Below are 18,097 nucleotides of genomic sequence, written 5' to 3'. Positions count from 1 at the left end.
AGCGACGACGTCAGCTCGACACCCGCGGATGCTTCAGTCCCGCGAACCCGATGCGATGCAGGAACTCCGAACGCACCCGATCGATCACCGCGTACGACACGGCGGCGCCGTCGCTGGCGGGGTCGACCACCACGCGGAACGGGCGCTTGCCGAAGGGCGCGTTCACGACGTTTACGACGGCATCGGCGACCGACGCCGGATCGGCGTCGTCGGGCACCGTCTTCGCCAGCGCCGCGAGCATGTCGTCGGCGAAGCCGGCAGGAAGCGCGGCGTCGTACTCCGCCGCGCGCGCCTTGTCCGATGGCGAGCCCGCGTGGGCGAAGTGATTCGTGCCCTTGGTGAATGCGCCCGGCACGACGATGGACGTCTCGATACCCCATGGCGCGAGCTCGCGCGCATAGCAGACGGCCAGGGCATCCATGCCGGCCTTCGCGGCGAAGTAGGGCCCGAGCATCGGTGGGACGCCGCCCGCGGCGCTGCTGCTGCCGATCCATACGACGAGGCCCTTGCCCTCTCTTCGCATCGACGGCAGCGCCGCGCGGTTGACACGTTGCGCGCCGAGGACGTTGACGTCGTAGAGGTGGGCGAGGTCGTCGGGCGAGAACGCTTCGCTCGGACCCCACACCATATGCCCGGCGTTGTGGATCAACACGTCGAGCCTGCCGTGTTCGGCGACGATGGCGTCGATCGCCGACTGCGCCGAGGCCTCGGACTGGACGTCGAGCTCGATGGTTCGTAGATCGACGTCATGCGCTTTCGCGTAGGCGGCCACGTCCGCGATCTGGCTCGCGTTCTTGCCGGCGAGATCGCGCATCGAGGCGTACACCGTGTGCCCCGATGCGGCGAGGGCGTTGGCCATCAGGCGGCCGAAGCCGCTCGATGCACCCGTGACGAGAATGGTCTGCTTCATGCGCACACCTCCTCAGACGACGCCGCCGTTGACGCGGAGCACCTGGCCGTTGATCCAGCCGCCGTCGGGGCCGACGAGCATGGACACGACGCGCGCGATGTCGTCGACCTCGCCGAGTCGGCCGAGCGGGATCATCTGGCGGATGCGATCGAGCGTAGCCTGATCCTTGCCTTCCAGGAACAGGTCGGTGGCGACGGGGCCTGGGGCGACGGCGTTCACGGTGATCTTCCGCGCGCCGAGTTCCTTCGCCACGATGTGCGTCAGCGCTTCCACCGCCGCCTTGGTCGCGGCATAGACGCCATACGTCGGCTGGTAGAGTCCGACCACGCTGGTCGAGAAGTTGACGATCCGGCCGCCTTCGCGAAGGCGCCGGGCGGCTTCGCGCACGCCGTTGAACGTGCCCTTGAGGTTGATCGCGATGGTCTCGTCGAACGTCGCGTCATCGGTCTGGGCGACAGGCGCCAGCTTCATGATGCCGGCGTTGTTCACCAGGACGTCGACACCGCCGTAGCGCGTCTCCGCCGCGTCGAACATGCGCTTGATGGCTTGCGGATCGCCGACGTCCGCCTGGCAGGAAATCGCGCGGCCGCCCGCCTTCTCGATCGTCTCGACCAGCTCGGCGGCCGGCTTCGCGTTGTTCGCATAGTTCACGACGACGGTGAAGCCGTCGCGCGCGAGACGCGCGGCGATGGCGGCGCCGATGCCACGCGATGCGCCGGTGACGATCGCGACCTTGTCGTTCGAAGTAGTCATGTCGATGGCTCCTGTAAGGATGGAAAGGGCGGATCAGTCCTTCACGCGATAGGCGTCGGGGATGGTGAAGACCTCGTCGGCACGGGCGTAGCCGCCGTCTTTGATCTCTTCGATCAGGACCATCGTGTGCGGCCGGGCGGCCTCCGAGAAATAGTCCACGAGCATCGCGGTGGTGCGATGGACGAGCTCTTCCTTCTGGGCGCGGGTGAGGGCGGCCTCGGGGAGCTTGAAGTTGGCAAAAGGCATGGTCGTGTCTCCGGATTCGCTGTGTCAGAGGGATGTGGCGGGCCTCATCCTTCTGGGAGATGCCCGGCACCCACTAAGTTAGGCGTTATCGAAAATGGCGCTAGAATGCCGATCCAAACATCACTGTTTCACCAAGCCTAACAATCGGGGCACGGATCGTGGATCGGATCGAGGTCATGCGGCTGTTCGTGAGGATCGTGGAGCGCGGGAGCTTCGCGCAGGCGGCCCGGGATCTCGTGATACCTCGCCCCACCGCTACGCACGCCATCCAGCACCTCGAAGCCGACCTCGGCGTCCGCCTCCTGGAGCGCACCACGCGCAGCGTCCGGCCGACACTCGACGGCGCGCTCTACCACGAGCGCTGCGTCCGCCTGCTGGCCGACCTCGACGAGATGGAAAGCGTGTTCCGCAATCCGGAGCCCAGAGGACCCTTGCGCGTCGACATGCAGGGCACGATCGCGCGTTTCTTCATCCTTCCCGCTTTGCCGGGATTCATGGCGCGCTATCCGGGGATCGCGCTCAACCTGAGCGAGTCCGACCGCATGGTCGATCTCATCACCGAAGGCTTCGACTGCGTCGTGCGTGCGGGCGACCTGCCCGATTCGTCGCTCATGGGGCGGCGCGTCACCGTCTTCGAGCAGGTGACGCTGGCGAGCCCCGCCTATCTCGCGCGGTACGGCACGCCCGCGACACCGGACGACCTCGACGGCCATCGCATGGTCGCGTACAGCACGTCCGCCACCGGCAAGCCTTATCCGATGGACTTCACGGTGAACGGGCAGCTGCGCGAGATTCCCCTGCCCTTCGACGTCGTCGTGCGTGGCGCGGAAATCTACACGGCGGCGGGCGTGGCGGGTCTGGGGCTGATCCAGGTACCGCGGTATCGCGTGGCGGAACAGATCGCGACGGGGACACTCGTGCCGATCCTCGAGGCCTTCCCGCCGGAGCGGATGCCCGTGTCGGTGCTGTATCCGCAGAACAGGCACCTCTCGCCGCGCGTGCGGGTGTTCATCGACTGGCTCGCGGGAGTCTTCGAGGCCGCCAACCCGTAAGGCCTCGCGGAATCACCCCCGCCCTGCCATCGTTTCGCCCTGCCTGCCCTGCACGCTTGGGCTTCGACCATCGCGTCATACCTGCAGGGGGTTGGAATGAACTGGCTACGCGCACTCGCCGTGCTCGTCATCGCTTTGATGTCGTCCGCGGCTTCGGCGACCACAGGATCCGAGCCGCTACGCGATCGCCAGCAGCGCCCGTGGCAACCGCCGGCACCCGCTGAGTCCGTCACGCTTTGGCCGAAGGGCCATGCGATCGCTCCGCCGGCGACGCCGGGCGACGAGGTATACGGGCTGGGCCCGAAGGACATCGCCGGAGAACCGGTGACGTTCGTCCAGCACGTGTCGACGCCGACGATGAGCATCTTCCGGCCAAAGGGATTCAACACGGGCGCGGCGGTCGTCGTGTTTCCGGGCGGAGGCTATCGCGTGCTCGCCATCGATCTGGAAGGCACGGAGGTGTGCGACTGGCTCACCACCAAAGGGATCACGTGCGTCGTCCTGAAATACCGCGTGCCGGGCTCAGGCCCGTACTGGAACGACGAGTGCAACTGCCGCCGCGATCCGCACGAGCCGATGGCCCTGCAGGACGCGCAACGCGCTATCAGCCTGCTGCGAACGCGTGCCACCTCGCTCGACATCGATCCGCACCGCATCGGCGTGCTCGGCTTTTCCGCCGGGGGAAGGATGGTCGCCGACGTCAGCCATCACGCCATGCGCAGCTACCGCGCCGTGGATGAGGCCGATAAGGTGAGCGTGCGTCCCGATTTCGCCATCGCCCTGTATCCCGGTCACCTGTGGACCGAGCCGGGCCTCACGCTGGATCCCGACGTGACGATCGACCCGCACGCACCACCGACGTTCATCGTGCAGGCGGAAGACGATCCGACCGACGACATCCGCGAATCGCTGACGTACTACCTCGCGTTGCAGAAAGCAAAGATCCCGGTGGAGATGCACCTCTACGCGAAGGGCGGGCATGCGTTCGGGTTGCGGCGCACGGAGGATCCCGTGACGCGCTGGCCGGAACTGGCCGAGGTCTGGATGCGGACCATCGGCGTTCTGCCTGCAGTCTCACGCTGACGAACTTGCACCAGGGTCGAGCCGACTACCCAGCCTTTCTTCACGCCCGATCAGCGCTCGCAGGTGCAGGTTAGCGGGGCCTTCCGATTGAAAGATGGACGACTGATGAAACTACGCGAAGACCACGACGGAACGACGCGAACCACGAGAGCCGGTGCATGAAAGCCATCGACTTCGCGGATTTCGGGGAGCCCGAGGTCCTCAGGCTGGTGGACGTTCCGGAGCCGGTGCTTCGCGCCAGCGACCTGTTGGTGCGCGTTCGCGCGGCCGGCGTGAACCGTGCGGACCTACTCCTGCGAACGGGACATTACGGCCGGCCCGACTTCGGCGATTCGCACCTGATCGGCCTGGAGATTGCCGGCGAGGTCGTCGCCAAGGGACCCGACGTCGTGGGCTACGAGGTGGGTGATCGCGTGATGGGTATCACCGGCGGCGGTGCCTATGCCGAACTCGCCCGCCTGGACTATCGCATGGCCATGCCCGTGCCGGACGGCATCGACGACGTGCACGCGGCGGCGATTCCCGAGGTGTTCGTGACGGCGCACGAAGCGCTGTTCCATCTGGGGAAGCTGCAGCCTTCCGAGGCGGTGCTCGTGCACGCCGCGGCGGGTGGCGTCGGATCCGCCGCCGTGCAACTCGCCCATGCCGCCGGAGCACGCGTGTTCGCCACCACGCAGGCGGCGAAGCGCGACCGAGTGCTGGCACTGGGTGCCGACATCGTCATCGACTACAAATCGGACGACTTCGTCGCGGCGGTGGAAAGGGAAACCGGTGGTGACGGTGTCGACGTGGTCATCGACTTCATCGGCGCGCCGTACCTCGATCGGAACCTTCGCTCGCTGCGTCACGGCGGCCGCCTCGTGCAGGTGGGCCTGTTGGGTGGCGGCGCGGGCGCGACGCTCGACATGGAGCGCCTGCTCTACCGCCACCTGCAGATCCTCGGCACGGTGATGAAGACGCGGCCGCAGGCGGTCAAACAGGCGATGGTGGCGCGCTTTCGCGAAGCGTGGCTCGCACGCTTCGCGGACGGCACGCTGTCGCCGCTGATCGATCGGGTGTACCCGCTCGCCGAGGCCGCGGCAGCGCACCGCCGCATGGAGACGAACGAGAGCATCGGAAAGATCATCCTGCGCATGTGACGGTTGCGTGCTCGGTGGAGAGGCCGACGGTCCGTTTCCACCGAGCCGGTCTTAGCTTCGCTCAGCCTGCGGAGCCGGGAGGCGTGTTCAGCAGTTGCTGCTCCCACTGGTATGCGATGCCGCTTCCGCCGAGATGGGCGATGAAGATCTCGGTGAGTTCCTGCACGTGTTCCGTACGGGCCCAGTCGCGCTGCCAGTCGCCGGCCAGCGCCATCCAGGTCATGACGTTGGCGCCAGCGGCGATCATTCGCTGGATGGCCACTTCGTGCGATTCCTTCGAGATGCCGCCCGAGGCGTCGGTGATGACGGAGACATCCCAACCGTCGCCCAGCGCATGAATGACGGGCATCGCGACGCACACCTCCGTCCACAGCCCGGCGATGATCAACTGTTTGCGGCCCGTGGCCTTGACCGCGTCGACGACGTTCTTGTCTTCCCACGTGTTCACCCACGTGCGGTCGATCACTTCCTGATCGGGGAACACGTCCGTGATGCTCTTGAAGAGATAACCACCGCGGGCGGCAAGCACACTCGTCAGGATCGTCGGCACCCTGAAGGCCTTCGCCAGCTTGGCCAACGCCGTGACGTTGTTGACGATGGCTTGCGGGTCGTGGCTACCGACACCTGCGAGCTGGTAGGCCTGGTGGTCGATGAGCACGAGAACCGAGTCCTCCGGTCGGAGAAGCGAATCGAGTCCGTTGCGGAATGCCATGGTAGTCCTCTGGTGTCGTTAGATGAGATGCTCTGCGAAGGTTGGCCATCGCCGTGGCGAACCCCTCGTAGACAGTGCCATCGCCATCCCAGGCGAGGTAGCACCGCAGAACGCGACGTGACGTCGCCTAATGGGGAACACCTATGGAAACCGATGATCTGAGAACGTTCGTTGAGGTGACGGAAGCGGGAGGCGTGTCGGCGGCGGCGAGGCGGCTCGGCGTCACCAAGTCCGTCGTCAGCCGACAGATCGTCCGGCTCGAAACCGAGCTGGGTGTGCAGCTGCTCTCACGTAGCACGCGCGGCGCGGTTGTTACCGCAGCCGGAGCGATCTTCCGCGAATACGCGGCCAGGATCTGCCGCGAGATCGACACGGCGCTGGAGAGCATCGCACCCGAAGGCGAGTTGCGAGGCCGACTTCGCATCGCCGCGCCACTGACGTTCGGGCCGACGCATCTGGCACCCGTGCTGGCGAGCATGGCGACACGCCATCCACGGCTGCACATCCATACGTCCTACAGCGACAGATTCGTCGATCTTCTCTCCGAAGGCTTCGACTGCGCCATCCGATTCGGTTACATGCCCGACTCGAATCTCGTCGCGCGAAGGGTCGGACCCATCTTCGGAAAGCTGGTGGCGAGTCCGGCCTATATCCGCGCGCACGGCGCGCCGGAAACGCCCGACGACATCGTCGAGCACGAGGCGTTGATGCAGGGAACGGAAAGCTGGACCTTCATGGACGGCGATCGCGCGATCACCGTGAGGCCGCGAGGCAAGTTCAAGAGCGACAACGGCACTGCACTCGTCGCCGCGGCGCTGGCCGGCCTCGGCATCGCCTATCTGCCCGATGGCATCACCAACGCGCACGTGGCGTCGGGCGACCTCGTACCGATCATGACGCGATTCCCGCTACCCGTCGCCGGCGTGTTCGTCGTTCGCCCGCCCGGACCTCAGGCACCTCGCACGGTACGCGCGCTGACGGACATGCTCATCGAGTGTTTCGATGCGCATGATGCGAGCGACGACTCGCCGCCACCGGCTTAAGTAGGAGCGGCGTCCTTAGCGCGTGTACGTCCACGGCGAGATAAGTGTTCTGAAACACGGCACCATGGGTGTGCCAGACTACAGGCTCATGCGCATCCGGGCTCTCCGGCGCGCGCCGTTGACGGAGTAATGGCATGCGTCCACTGACGCCTCTTTTCCTGCTGATTTTTTGTGCAGCGCTACCTGCCGGAACGTTCGCGATGTCTGTCGCCGGTGACAAGGCGCTGGCAACCCTGCTCGACCGCGCTCGCGCCACGCATAGCGATGCCGTGGTGGTTTGGCAGGACGGGCTGGAAGTTGGCCATTACTACAAGAATGGCCGTGCACCTGGCCCGATTGAGTTGATGTCGGTGACTAAGTCGGTCGTCGCGCTGGGCATAGGGCAGCTCATCGCAAGCGGTAAGCTGAAGTCCGTCGATCAGCCCGTCGCGGACTTCTATCCCGAGTGGCGCCAGGGTCGCAAGAAGGACATCACCTTGCGCATGCTGATGAACCACACGTCTGGCTTGCAGAACGTCCGGCGGGCGGATGAGGAGATCTACCCGGCACCCGACGCTGTCCAGCTCGCCCTGGCCGCCGAGCTTACGACCCCGCCGGGCCAGGTGCTCGAGTACAACAACAAGGCGGTCAACTTGCTCAGCGGTGTCATAGAAAAGGCTTCCGGCGAACGCATGGACCGCTTTTTCCGGGACGGACTTTTCCATGACATGGACATTCGTTTCGGCACCTGGGAGGCAGACAGTGGCGGGCGGCCCTATGCCATGTCCGGCCTGCCGCTCACGGCGGCCGACCTCGGAAAGCTGGGCACGCTGGTGATGAACCGCGGACGCTGGCAAGGGCGCCAGCTAGTGCCGGCAGCGTACGTCGATACGATGCTGGGTACCGACAAACGTGACGACAGCCCGGTCGGCCTGCTCTGGTGGAGGCTGGCTCAATGGCAGCATTTTGAACCCGATCCGGCGGCGTTCGCCTACCTGAGGCAACACGGTGTGCCGGAGGAAACGGCCGACACGCTCGAACGTGGCCTGCGCGACAAGCGGTTCGGTTCGGTGCAGGCCATGTTCGCAGGCTTGCAGGCGGTACTCGGCCCGAAGGCGCAGGCCATTCTCGACCAGCAGCTGATCAGCCGCGGCATCGGCCCTTATCGGCTGTTTCACGCAACCTCGGGGCCCTATGTAGCCTTCAACGCAAATGGCGATGGTGGGCAGTTCGTCGTTGTCGTGCCAGCGGCAGGCATTGTCGCGGTGCGCCAGATCGATTCGGACGTAGACCGGGAATCGGCTGGGGAGGCCTACGAGGATTTTGTAGAGAGAGTGGTGGCGATTGCCCAAGCCGAGGGACGGTTGCCACCCATTCCATCGCTCTGAGGGCAGGCGTTACCACAGCGAGCGAATGATCGCGTTGTCTTTGTTCGTCTGAAGCTTTCGGATTCTCCGACGGATCAGCCAAGCCCTAATGCTACTCTCCGCTGCCAGAGTATTAGGCTCGCTTCGACAAATGGAGCCGCTGGAGAAACATCCGCCCATCGTTCGATTCCAGGAACAGGGCACGCAGGGCGTCGATAGCTTCCACGAATCCTTGATCGAACTGTGAGGCCACGATACCTCCGGTGCTCGCGTGGAACCTGGCGTAAATCTCATCGTGACCGAACGAATCGCGGTTAACTGCGTCTACCTAATGAACCTCGTGCAGGTGCAGGCGTTCGCGTCTCAGTACGACATTTGAAAGGAACTTCGACGTCAGCGATACGCCGATGGGGCTCTCATATCCCATGGGCATGACCACAATCTCGTCGGGGATGGCCGCTACTTTAGCAGCGTTTCTACACGAGCCATATCAAATTCAGGGTCGAAGAAGCCGATGTTCTGGGCAATAGTCCCCGCGAGTAGTTGATCTTCTTGCATCACCGCCCCTATCACGTGACGTATCGACATGCCGCCGGCGCCGCCGATAGACCTTCCGCAGTTCAGTGAGCTCAGCCCGTATCGCGCGCGCACGCATTCCAAGGCGGTGGGCGACGTCCATGAGCACACCGAGCTTCACTCCCTTGAGTGATGACGGAAAGCGCCTTCGCATCGCGTGCACGTCAAGTCGTGCCCAAAGCCCGATGACATCATTGCGATTCAGGCCAAACCGCATTCCGCAGGCTCGGACTGAAGAACCGTTTGCATTCAAACATTGATTCCGCTGCGCTCCGCCTTGACTTCGCTATTTACGCACACCATTTGCACCTAGCTGCCGCTTCAGGTAGTCGTTGACTAAATTATCGTTGTACGGTTGCGAGGTCTCACCACCCTTCCCGTCATCTTTTGACTGAGTGCCATAGATTTGAGGGAGGTTCTTCGACCACAGAAAGCGATCTAGCGTCGCGGCCGCGATCCAGGCGGCAGATGACTCGCCTTTGGCCATCGCTGCCAATGCCAACGAATGTGCTAGTAAGTAGTCGTCTGACGTCGTGCCATGCTGCATAATGAAAGCGGCTTCCTTGAAGTCTTCTCCGGTGTGGAGTGAGCCACTCGCGATCAGTTCACGTGTCCGCTTCCGTCGTGCTTCATCGCTTCGCGATACTTCGGACCAGTCGGCCGGAGGCTTCTGTCGAATTTCTTGGTCTTGACGATATAGCCGCTCTATCTCTGCATTCGACTTATCCGTGTCTCCTACCACGTAGGAACGGCCGGGTTGCCAGTCACCTGCTACCTCTTCTTTTGCGCTTGAGCGATCGAATAGCCACGGACCGAGACCGACCTCAGGCGGAACCCCAGCAATCGCCACTTCCATTGCCGCCGATTTCTTCCTCAGTTCTAGCTCGGTCGTTTTCCCAGCGGCATCGCGAAAGGTTACTAACGCATACTCTCCTTTGTCCTCAAATCGGGACAGCGGGTGGACTTCCGGAATACTGCTGGCCACTGAAAAGAGACCGTTTGTCACGCTCATGCCTTTAGGCTGTATCAGCTCCCCCGCCGGCGTAGCTGGATCGCCGCCCAGGTGGAGCACAATCATCGCCTTGCCCTCGATATGTAGGGCCCAGCTCCCGCTCACTTCAGCCAAACTCGTCGCACACACTGGTGAAACGAGCGAGGCGCTGAGACTCAGAGTCATTGCGGCGTTGCGTATCGCGCGGATCATCGTCGTCCTCCAAAGTAGCAGTTCAAGCAAGCTCGGTGTAGAAGGGATTGTGGGCAGAGAATGACGCGTGACCCTTCGCGATTGCTTCGTTCATCGACTGGAAGTCAGACGATGCCTCGAAGGCCTTCGTTGATATATCGTCCGAGTAATCTTGCGATGATCTTTTCCTGCCCATTTGCAAGCAAGCTAGCGAAGGATGCGAGTGTACGGAGTTCCGGAACCAGCTGCTCGATATATAGAAACTGGCCCGAAGAATTCACCTCAAGGAAATGGATCACTCCGAACCTGTCGACGACCAGGTCTAGGCACCCATATGTAAGGCCCGCTTGTTCCATAAGCGCGAGAAGTGCCGACTCTAATGCTGCGTCGATATGTGCTATCTCGACGGACGTCTGCAGACTCTCGATGAACATGCGCGCGTCCACGAAGTGGCCTCCGTCACGTTTCGTAATTTTCGCTGCGTGAACGGTACGGCCGATGACGGTCACTCGGAGTTCGTATGACTTGGTTAGCTACCGAAAGCGAGTAACGCTAAAACGGTAAGCGCGAGACCACACATCACGGCTTCCGCTAAGCGTAACGAAAGTGGCTGAGACGCGGAGGCGCCCCCCATCCGAACGCTTCAATCTTCCAACGTGCAGCTTCACTGCCGGGACGTCATGCCTGAGCTAGAACAACTCACCCTGCGGCGAAACCACCCGCGGCGCCACAAATTTCGACGTATCCAGCACCGTATCCCACGCTCGATGCAGCCCGGCCTTGCGGGCCGCGACCTGCACGCGCTTGCGGATGATGTCCGCGAAGACGCCCTGTCCGCGCATGCGCGTGGCGAAGTTGCTGTCGTAGTCCTTTCCGCCGTTCATCTGCTGGATGAGGCTCATGATGTGCGTGGCGCGGTCGGGATAGTGGAGGTCGAGCCATTCGCGGAACAGCTGCTTGAGTTCGTGCGGCAGGCGGATGCAGGTGTAGCCGATCGATCTGGCGCCGTTGGCTCCGGCTTGCTCGATGATCGCTTCGAGGTCCTTCTCGTTCAGCGCCGGGATGATGGGTGCGACGAGCACACCGACGGGCACGCCGGCTTGGGCGAGCGTCTCGACGGCTTTCATGCGACGGTGGGGCGCGCTCGCGCGCGGTTCGAGTTTCGAGGCGAGCCGGTTGTCCAGCGAATTGATCGAGACGAACACCTGCACGAGGTTGCGCTCGGCCATCGGCACCAGGATGTCGAGGTCGCGTTCGACCAGCGCGTTCTTGGTAACGATGGTGCACGGATGGTTGCACTCGTTGAGCAGCGCCAGCGCGGCGCGCGTGAGCCGCCAGGTCTTTTCGATCGGCTGGTACGGGTCGGTGTTGCTGCCGATGTTGATCGGCTTGCAGACGTAGCTGCGCTTCGAGAGTTCGTCGCGAAGGATCGACTCCAGGTTGGTCTTCGCGAACAGCTTCGTTTCGAAGTCGAGGCCGGGCGAGAGGTTGAGGTAAGCGTGCGAAGGGCGGGCGTAGCAGTAGATGCAGCCGTGCTCGCAGCCGCGGTATGGGTTCGTCGCGTGGTCGAAGCCGACGTCGGGCGAATCGTTCCGGGTGATGACGCTCCGGGCCAGTTCCTCGCGCACCTCCGTCGCGGGTCGGCGATCGTCGTCTTCGCGGTGCCAGCCGTCGTCCTCGGCCTGATGGCGCGTGAATTCGAAGCGGCCCTCCGGGTTGGAGGCGGCGCCTCGGCCCTTGTGCAGACGGGTCATAGGGATGGGCTGGGACATCGTACAAATGTACGTTATCGCCGTCTCAATTTGCGCGATATGCGTCACGGCCGCGGTGGATTCCGCAAGCCAACCGCCAAAACGGACAAGGCAGGGATATGGACCGGATGGTCCAATCCGCTACCCCCCCACAAGGAGACAGACGATGACCCGTTCCCTGCTGCGCGCCGCCATGGTGGCCGCCCTTGCCGTCAGCCCGGCCGCTTTCGCCGCCGATAAGCCGACCGTCGTGCTCGTGCACGGCGCGCTCGCGGATGCCTCGAGCTGGAGCGGCGTGATCGAACAGCTCCACAAGGACGGGTACACCGTGATCGCCGCGGCGAACCCGCTGCGTAGCGTGAAGACCGACGCCGCGTCGATCGCCGACGTGGTCAAGAGCGTCAAGGGTCCGGTCGTGCTCGTCGGTCATTCGTACGGCGGCTCGGTCATCACCGAGGCGGCCGAAGGCCAGTCGAATGTGAAGTCGCTGGTCTATGTCGCCGCGTTCTCGCCCGATGTCGGCGAGTCGGCCGCCGGACTCTCCGGCAAGTTCCCGGGCAGCACGCTGGGTTCGGTGCTGACGCCGGTGCCGCTGACGGGTGGTGGCAAGGATCTCTACGTGATCCAGGACAAGTTCCCGGAGCAGTTCGCTGCCGACGTGCCGAAGAAGCAGGCGACGATCATGGCCGCGGAACAGCGTCCGATCACCGAGGAAGCGTTGAACGAGGCCGAGACGGCGGCGGCGTGGAAGCACATTCCGTCGTGGCACATCTATGGTTCGAAGGACAAGAACATTCCGCCGGCGTCGATGAAGTTCATGGCCGAGCGTGCGAAGTCGAAGGAGACCGTGGTGGTCGAGGGCGCCTCGCACGTCGTGATGATCTCGCATCCGGACAAGGTCGCGAAGATCATCGAAGACGCGGCGAAGTAATTCCGCACTTGGTCGCCGAAGCCCCGAGGGCTTCGACGACCGGGGCCGTCACCCCGGCGTTTGCCGGGGTGACGGTGACGTACGATCAGTCCTGGATCGGAATGTCCTTGGTTTCGCGGACGAAGAACAGGCCGACGATGAAGGTCATCAGCGCGACGATGACCGGGTACCAGAGGCCGTAGTAGATGTCGCCCTTCCATGCCACGAGCATGAAGCCGATCGTCGGGACGAAGCCGCCGAACCAGCCGTTGCCGATGTGGTAGGGGAGGCTCATCGACGTGTAGCGAATGCGCGTCGGGAACATCTCCACGAGCCAGGCGGCGATCGGGCCGTAGACCATCGTGACGTAGAGCACGAGGATCGCGAGCAGCACGACGAGCATCGGGTAGTTGGACTGCGCCGGATCGGCTTTTTCGGGATAACCCGCCGCCTTCACCTGCGCGGCGACCTTCGCCGTGAAGTCCTTGTTCGCCGCGGTGAATGCCGCCTTGTCCAGCTTGCCGCCTTCGAACGACTCGATCACCTCGTCGCCCACCTTCACCGTCGCCAGCGCGCCGGCGGGAGCCGCGGCGTTGGTGTACGGGATGCCCTTCTTCGCCAGCACGCTCTTGGCGACATCACACGAGCTGGTGAAGGTCTTCTTGCCGACCGGATCGAACTGGAAGGAACACGCATCCGGATCGGCCGTGACGACGACCGGTGCCGACGCCGCGGCGGCTTCGACCGCCGGATTGCCGAAGTGGGTGAGGCCCTTGAAGATCGGGAACATCGTCAGCGCGGCGATCAGGCAGCCCGAGAGCACCACCGTTTTGCGGCCGATGCGGTCGGACAGCCAGCCGAAGAACACGAAGAACGGCGTACCGATGAGCAGCGCGGCGGCGATCAGCAGGTTGGCGGTAGTGCCGTCGATCTTCAGGCTCTGCGTCAGGAAGTACAGCGAGTAGAACTGGCCCGTGTACCAGACGACCGCCTGACCCGCCGTGGCGCCCAGCAGCGCCAGGATCACGAGCTTGAGGTTCTTCCACTGGCCGAACGCCTCGGTCAGCGGCGCCTTCGACTGCTTGCCTTCGGCCTTCATCTGCTTGAAGACCGGCGACTCCTGCAGCTGCATGCGGATGTAGACCGACACGCCGACGAGCACGGCGGAGATGAGGAACGGAATGCGCCAGCCCCACGCTTCGAAGCTCTCGGTGCCGAGGCCCAGGCGCGTGCCGAGGATGACGAGCAACGACAGGAACAGGCCGAAGGTGGCGGTGATCTGGATGAAGCTGGTGTAGAGGCCGCGCTTGCCCTGCGGCGCATGCTCCGCGACGTAGGTCGCGGCGCCACCGTATTCACCGCCCAGCGCGAGACCCTGCAACAGGCGCAACAGGATCAACAGTACTGGCGCCGCCACGCCCATCGTCGAATAACCGGGTAGCACACCGACGAGGAACGTCGAGGTACCCATGATCACGATGGTGACGAGGAACGTGTACTTGCGCCCGATCAGATCGCCGACGCGCCCGAACACGATCGCGCCGAACGGTCGCACGGCGAAGCCGGCGGCGAACGCGAGGAGCGCGAAGATGAACTGGCTGGTCTCGTTGAGGCCGGTGAAGAACTGCTTGCCGATGATCGCGGCGAGCGAGCCGTACAGATAGAAGTCGTACCACTCGAACACCGTGCCCAGGCTAGACGCGAAGATCACGCGCTTGTGGCTGGTGCCGATATTACCGTCGGCGCGGAGGCCGTCTACGGTCGTTGCCATGAAAGCTCTCCGATCAGAAACGATAGTTGCCGTTGAGCGTGAACTCGTTGGCAGACGTCTTCTCCCTGCCCAGACCGTTGGTCGTGGAGGAGTTGAGGTTCGAGTGGATCCACTCCACGCTGAAGTCGTACGCACCGGCGGTGTACTGCAGGCTCAGCGCCTGCTGACGGTTCTTCAGCAGGCCCGCCGTGTTCGGCGCACGCCAGCGAAGGACGTCGCGATCGTCGGGATTGCTCGCGGCGAAAGTGCCGTAGGCGCTCCAGTTCGGCGTGAACTTGTAGCCCACCTGCAGGTAGCCGCCCTTGTCCTTGATGTCGCCGAACTGCGAGAGGTCGCCGAACAGCTGGCCGATGGCGTTGCCCGTGTAGACCGCGCTCTTGAAGATGAAGTTGCCCTGCATCCACATGCCGCCCACTTCGTACGCCGTGCTCTTGATGTTGCTCTTGATCGGCGTGATGGTCGCGCCGTCCACACCGTGCAGGTCCACCTTGCTGTAGTGCGCGACGGCGAACGCCTGCCAGGTCTTGCCCTTGGCCGTGAGGCGCGCTTCCACCTGTGGCTTGAATCCGGCGTTGCCGGCCGTGAGGTAGTTGGTCGTCAGGCCAGGTCCGTTCCAGCTGCCCTCGAACGCGCCGAGGTCGAAGCGCCACTTCACGGGGCCGTCGGAACCGTGGTTGAGATCCTGCATCCAGATCACGCCGGGATAGCGCCAGCCGATGACGCCGGTGCCGTAGCCGAGCGGGAAAGCGATGTGCGAGAGCGATTGCGGCAGGTATTCGAGCGGGAAGATGAGGTCCCACATCTGGCCGACGCGGAACGTGGTGCCGGTCGCGGCGTTGGTCAGGTCCATGTACGCCTGGCGGAGGCGGGGCGTGGGCTGCTGCTGGCTGTACGGACCCGTGCCGTTGAAGCCGCCGAAGAAGTCCATCTCGATGCGGCCGCTTCCGGCCCAGGCCTCGGTGAACTTCGCGCCGGTGAAGTCGAGCCAGAAGCGCGTGTTGCGCACGTCAACGCCGCTGAGCGAATCGTTGACGCGTCCGCCCTGGCCGGGAATCGGGTATTCCGCATTGGCGCCGTTGCCGTACGTGTAACCCTTGCTCTGCGTGAAGGCGTTCGCGTTGATGAAGCCGTGCAGCGCGACGGACACGCCCGGCGCCGAGGTGAAGGTCGGCTTCGCCGGCACGGCGGCCACGGTCTTCTCGACCCGGGCGACCTTCTCGTCGGTCTGCTGCACCTGCGTCTGCGCGGCCTGCGCGGTCTCGGTGGCCTGCGTGGTGGCGGCCTTCTGCTCCTGGATCATCGCCTTCAGCTCGGCGAGCTGCTGCTCGAGCTGGTTGACCCGGGATTCGAGCTCGGCCTCGCGGCTCGAGGATTTCTTCGACTTCGATTGCGCGTGGGCAAGGTCCGGCAACGCCGCCATCGGCAGCATCAGGGCACAGGCGACACTCAGGGCGATGGCCTTGCGGCCACCGGAACGGATCGTCTTCATCATGGTCTCCCCAACCATTGGCAAGCCGAGCATGTGACAGGGGCGTTGGGGCTGCCATTCGCCAAAGGTCTAACCTCGACCAAAGTCGTACCACCGGCACAGCCTTATGTTGCGTCGCGACGCTAAACTCCAGCCATAGCCAGACGCATTCTTTCGGCCACGCCGAAACACACGCAACGCAGGAGCCAGCATGTCCGATCTACACCCGGTCGATCCCGCCTTCGCCGCCAGGGCGCGCATCGGCAAGGACGACTACCAGACGATGTACGCCCGCTCGATCAAGGACCCGGAGGGGTTCTGGAAAGAGATGAGCGAACGGGTGGACTGGATCGAGCCGCCGACGCGGATCAAGGACGTCTCGTTCGACCCGGAGAACCTGCACATCCGCTGGTACGAGGACGGCAAGCTCAACGTGGCCGCCAACTGCCTCGACCGTCACCTGGAGAAGCGGGGCGACAAGACCGCGATCATCTTCGAGGGCGACGATCCGGGCGAATCGCGCACGCTGACGTATCGCCAGCTGCACACGGAGGTCTGCAAATTCGCCAACACGCTGAAGAACCTCGGCGTGACGAAGGGCGACCGCGTGGTGATCTACCTGCCCATGATCCCCGAGGCCGCCGTCGCGATGCTCGCCTGCGCGCGCATCGGCGCCATCCATTCCGTCGTGTTCGGCGGGTTCTCGCCGGATTCGCTCGCCAGCCGCATCGGCGACTCGAAAGCCAAGCTCATCGTCACCGCCGACGAGGGCTGCCGTGGCGGCAAGAAGATCCCGCTCAAGGCCAATGTCGACGAGTCGCTCTCGCGCCCCGGCACGAACAGCGTGGAGACGGTGATCGTCGTGCGCCGCACCGGCGGCGCCATCCACTTCCAGTCGCCGCGCGACCGCTGGTACCACACGCTGATGGAGGGGCAATCGGAGGCGTGCGCCGCCGAGCCGATGAACGCGGAGGATCCGCTGTTCACGCTCTACACCTCGGGCTCCACCGGCCAGCCGAAGGGCGTGCTGCATACCAGCGGCGGTTACCTCGTCTATACGAGCCTGACGCACGAGCTCACCTTCGACCTGCGCGAGGACGACATTTACTGGTGCACGGCCGATGTGGGCTGGATCACCGGCCACAGCTACGTCGTGTACGGCCCGCTGGCGAACGGCGCGACGGTCGTCATGTTCGACGGCGTGCCGAACTATCCGGATTTCAGCCGCTTCTGGCAGGTGGTCGACAAGCACAAGGTCACGCTGTTCTACACGGCGCCCACGGCCATCCGCGCGCTGATGCGCGAGGGCGACGCGCCGGTGAAGAAGACCTCGCGCCAGTCCCTCCGTGTGCTGGGCACGGTCGGCGAGCCCATCAATCCGGAGGCCTGGAACTGGTATTACCGCGTCGTGGGCGAGGAGCGTTGCCCGATCGTCGACACGTGGTGGCAGACGGAGACCGGCGGCTTCCTCATCACGCCGTTGCCCGGCGCCACGGACCTCAAGCCCGGTTCCGCGACGCTGCCGTTCTTCGGCATCGTGCCCGCGATCGTGGACGCCAACGGCAAGGCGCAGGAAGGCGCGGCGAGCGGCAACCTCGTCATCACCGATTCGTGGCCGGGCCAGATGCGCACGGTCTACGGCGATCACCAGCGCTTCATCGACACGTACTTCAAGACCTACCCGGGCAACTACTTCACGGGTGACGGCGCGCGCCGCGACGAGGATGGCTACTACTGGATCACCGGCCGCGTCGACGACGTCATCAACGTGTCGGGCCACCGCATCGGCACGGCCGAGGTGGAGAGCGCGCTGGTCGCGCATCCGAAGGTCGCCGAGGCGGCGGTGGTCGGCTGCGCGCACGACATCAAGGGCCAGGGTATCTACGCGTTCGTGACGCTGAACGCGGGGGAGACCGGCAGCGACGAGCTGCGCAAGGAACTCGTCGCCGGCGTGCGCAAGGAGATCGGCCCGATCGCGGCGCCGGATCACCTGCAGTGGGCGCCGGGCCTGCCGAAGACGCGTTCGGGAAAGATCATGCGCCGCATCCTGCGCAAGATCGCGGAGAACCAGCCGGACCAGCTCGGCGACGTGTCGACGCTGGCGGATCCGGGCGTGGTGAAGAACCTCGTGGAAGAGCGGTTGATCAAATAAGC

General features: G+C 64.2%; 16 protein-coding genes. 7 read left to right on the top strand and 9 right to left on the bottom strand.

Annotated elements, in window-relative coordinates:
* Positions 1–10: 10 nt before the first annotated feature.
* From BMW54_RS16250 to BMW54_RS16240, 3 genes are read right to left on the bottom strand one after another with little or no spacing between them, the layout of a single operon-like run.
* The gene (locus tag BMW54_RS16250) at positions 11–910 is read right to left on the bottom strand and encodes an SDR family oxidoreductase (protein ID WP_090058125.1); all 900 of its coding nucleotides are present in this window, start codon (positions 908–910) and stop codon (positions 11–13) included.
* Between the two features lie 12 nt (positions 911–922).
* Entirely contained in the window at positions 923–1,663 is a 741-nt protein-coding gene (locus tag BMW54_RS16245) for an SDR family oxidoreductase (protein WP_090058123.1), read from the bottom strand.
* Positions 1,664–1,696: 33 nt separating this feature from the next.
* Positions 1,697–1,909 (bottom strand): tautomerase family protein, encoded by a 213-nt coding sequence (locus BMW54_RS16240; protein ID WP_090058120.1) that lies wholly within the window; start codon positions 1,907–1,909, stop codon positions 1,697–1,699.
* A gap of 158 nt (positions 1,910–2,067) precedes the next feature.
* Here BMW54_RS16240 and BMW54_RS16235 point away from each other — a divergent pair, with 158 nt between their 5' ends.
* From BMW54_RS16235 to BMW54_RS16225, 3 genes are all read left to right on the top strand, one after another.
* Positions 2,068–2,961, top strand: coding sequence for a LysR family transcriptional regulator (locus BMW54_RS16235; protein WP_090058118.1), 894 nt, complete (start codon positions 2,068–2,070; stop codon positions 2,959–2,961).
* Positions 2,962–3,057: 96 nt separating this feature from the next.
* On the top strand, positions 3,058–4,044 hold the full coding sequence (locus tag BMW54_RS16230) for an alpha/beta hydrolase (protein WP_254779411.1): 987 nt from the start codon (positions 3,058–3,060) through the stop codon (positions 4,042–4,044).
* A gap of 158 nt (positions 4,045–4,202) precedes the next feature.
* Positions 4,203–5,183, top strand: a complete 981-nt coding sequence (locus tag BMW54_RS16225; protein WP_090058115.1) for an NAD(P)H-quinone oxidoreductase — start codon at positions 4,203–4,205, stop codon at positions 5,181–5,183.
* A 61-nt stretch (positions 5,184–5,244) separates the two neighbouring features.
* Here the strand turns inward: BMW54_RS16225 and BMW54_RS16220 are convergent, their stop codons facing one another.
* Complete coding sequence (locus BMW54_RS16220; RefSeq protein ID WP_090058113.1) at positions 5,245–5,895, bottom strand: hydrolase; 651 nt, start codon at positions 5,893–5,895, stop codon at positions 5,245–5,247.
* Between the two features lie 143 nt (positions 5,896–6,038).
* Between BMW54_RS16220 and BMW54_RS16215 the strand changes: the two genes are divergently transcribed.
* Both BMW54_RS16215 and BMW54_RS16210 read left to right on the top strand, forming a co-directional pair.
* Entirely contained in the window at positions 6,039–6,938 is a 900-nt protein-coding gene (locus tag BMW54_RS16215) for a LysR family transcriptional regulator (RefSeq protein WP_090058111.1), read from the top strand.
* Between the two features lie 134 nt (positions 6,939–7,072).
* Positions 7,073–8,305 (top strand): serine hydrolase domain-containing protein, encoded by a 1,233-nt coding sequence (locus BMW54_RS16210; protein WP_090058108.1) that lies wholly within the window; start codon positions 7,073–7,075, stop codon positions 8,303–8,305.
* Positions 8,306–9,146: 841 nt separating this feature from the next.
* On the opposite strand, the gene BMW54_RS18635 is transcribed toward BMW54_RS16210, so the two are convergent.
* The 3 genes from BMW54_RS18635 to BMW54_RS16200 form a co-directional block, all read right to left on the bottom strand.
* Positions 9,147–10,064: a hypothetical protein gene (locus tag BMW54_RS18635; protein WP_139206128.1), complete on the bottom strand. Its 918-nt coding sequence runs from the start codon at positions 10,062–10,064 to the stop codon at positions 9,147–9,149.
* Between the two features lie 104 nt (positions 10,065–10,168).
* Positions 10,169–10,552: a hypothetical protein gene (locus BMW54_RS16205; RefSeq protein ID WP_090058106.1), complete on the bottom strand. Its 384-nt coding sequence runs from the start codon at positions 10,550–10,552 to the stop codon at positions 10,169–10,171.
* 180 nt (positions 10,553–10,732) lie between these two features.
* Positions 10,733–11,815, bottom strand: coding sequence for a PA0069 family radical SAM protein (locus BMW54_RS16200; protein WP_254779409.1), 1,083 nt, complete (start codon positions 11,813–11,815; stop codon positions 10,733–10,735).
* A gap of 145 nt (positions 11,816–11,960) precedes the next feature.
* Between BMW54_RS16200 and BMW54_RS16195 the strand changes: the two genes are divergently transcribed.
* Positions 11,961–12,725, top strand: a complete 765-nt coding sequence (locus BMW54_RS16195) for an alpha/beta fold hydrolase (RefSeq protein WP_090058100.1) — start codon at positions 11,961–11,963, stop codon at positions 12,723–12,725.
* An 85-nt stretch (positions 12,726–12,810) separates the two neighbouring features.
* Here the strand turns inward: BMW54_RS16195 and BMW54_RS16190 are convergent, their stop codons facing one another.
* Positions 12,811–14,475 carry an MFS transporter gene (locus BMW54_RS16190; protein WP_090058098.1) on the bottom strand — a complete coding sequence of 555 codons (1,665 nt, stop codon included), beginning with the start codon at positions 14,473–14,475 and terminating at the stop codon, positions 12,811–12,813.
* A gap of 13 nt (positions 14,476–14,488) precedes the next feature.
* On the bottom strand, positions 14,489–15,967 hold the full coding sequence (locus tag BMW54_RS16185) for a hypothetical protein (RefSeq protein WP_343124121.1): 1,479 nt from the start codon (positions 15,965–15,967) through the stop codon (positions 14,489–14,491).
* Positions 15,968–16,154: 187 nt separating this feature from the next.
* On the opposite strand from BMW54_RS16185, the gene acs reads away from it, so the two are divergent.
* A complete protein-coding gene (gene acs, locus BMW54_RS16180; protein ID WP_090058095.1) occupies positions 16,155–18,095 on the top strand; it encodes an acetate--CoA ligase in 1,941 nt (646 codons plus the stop codon).
* Positions 18,096–18,097: the final 2 nt, after the last annotated feature.

The sequence above is a fragment of the Luteibacter sp. 329MFSha genome, from assembly GCF_900111665.1.
In the GTDB taxonomy this organism is placed as follows: domain Bacteria; phylum Pseudomonadota; class Gammaproteobacteria; order Xanthomonadales; family Rhodanobacteraceae; genus Luteibacter.
Note: the sequence above shows the minus strand (reverse complement) of the source record. Positions and strands in the feature narration are given on the sequence as shown.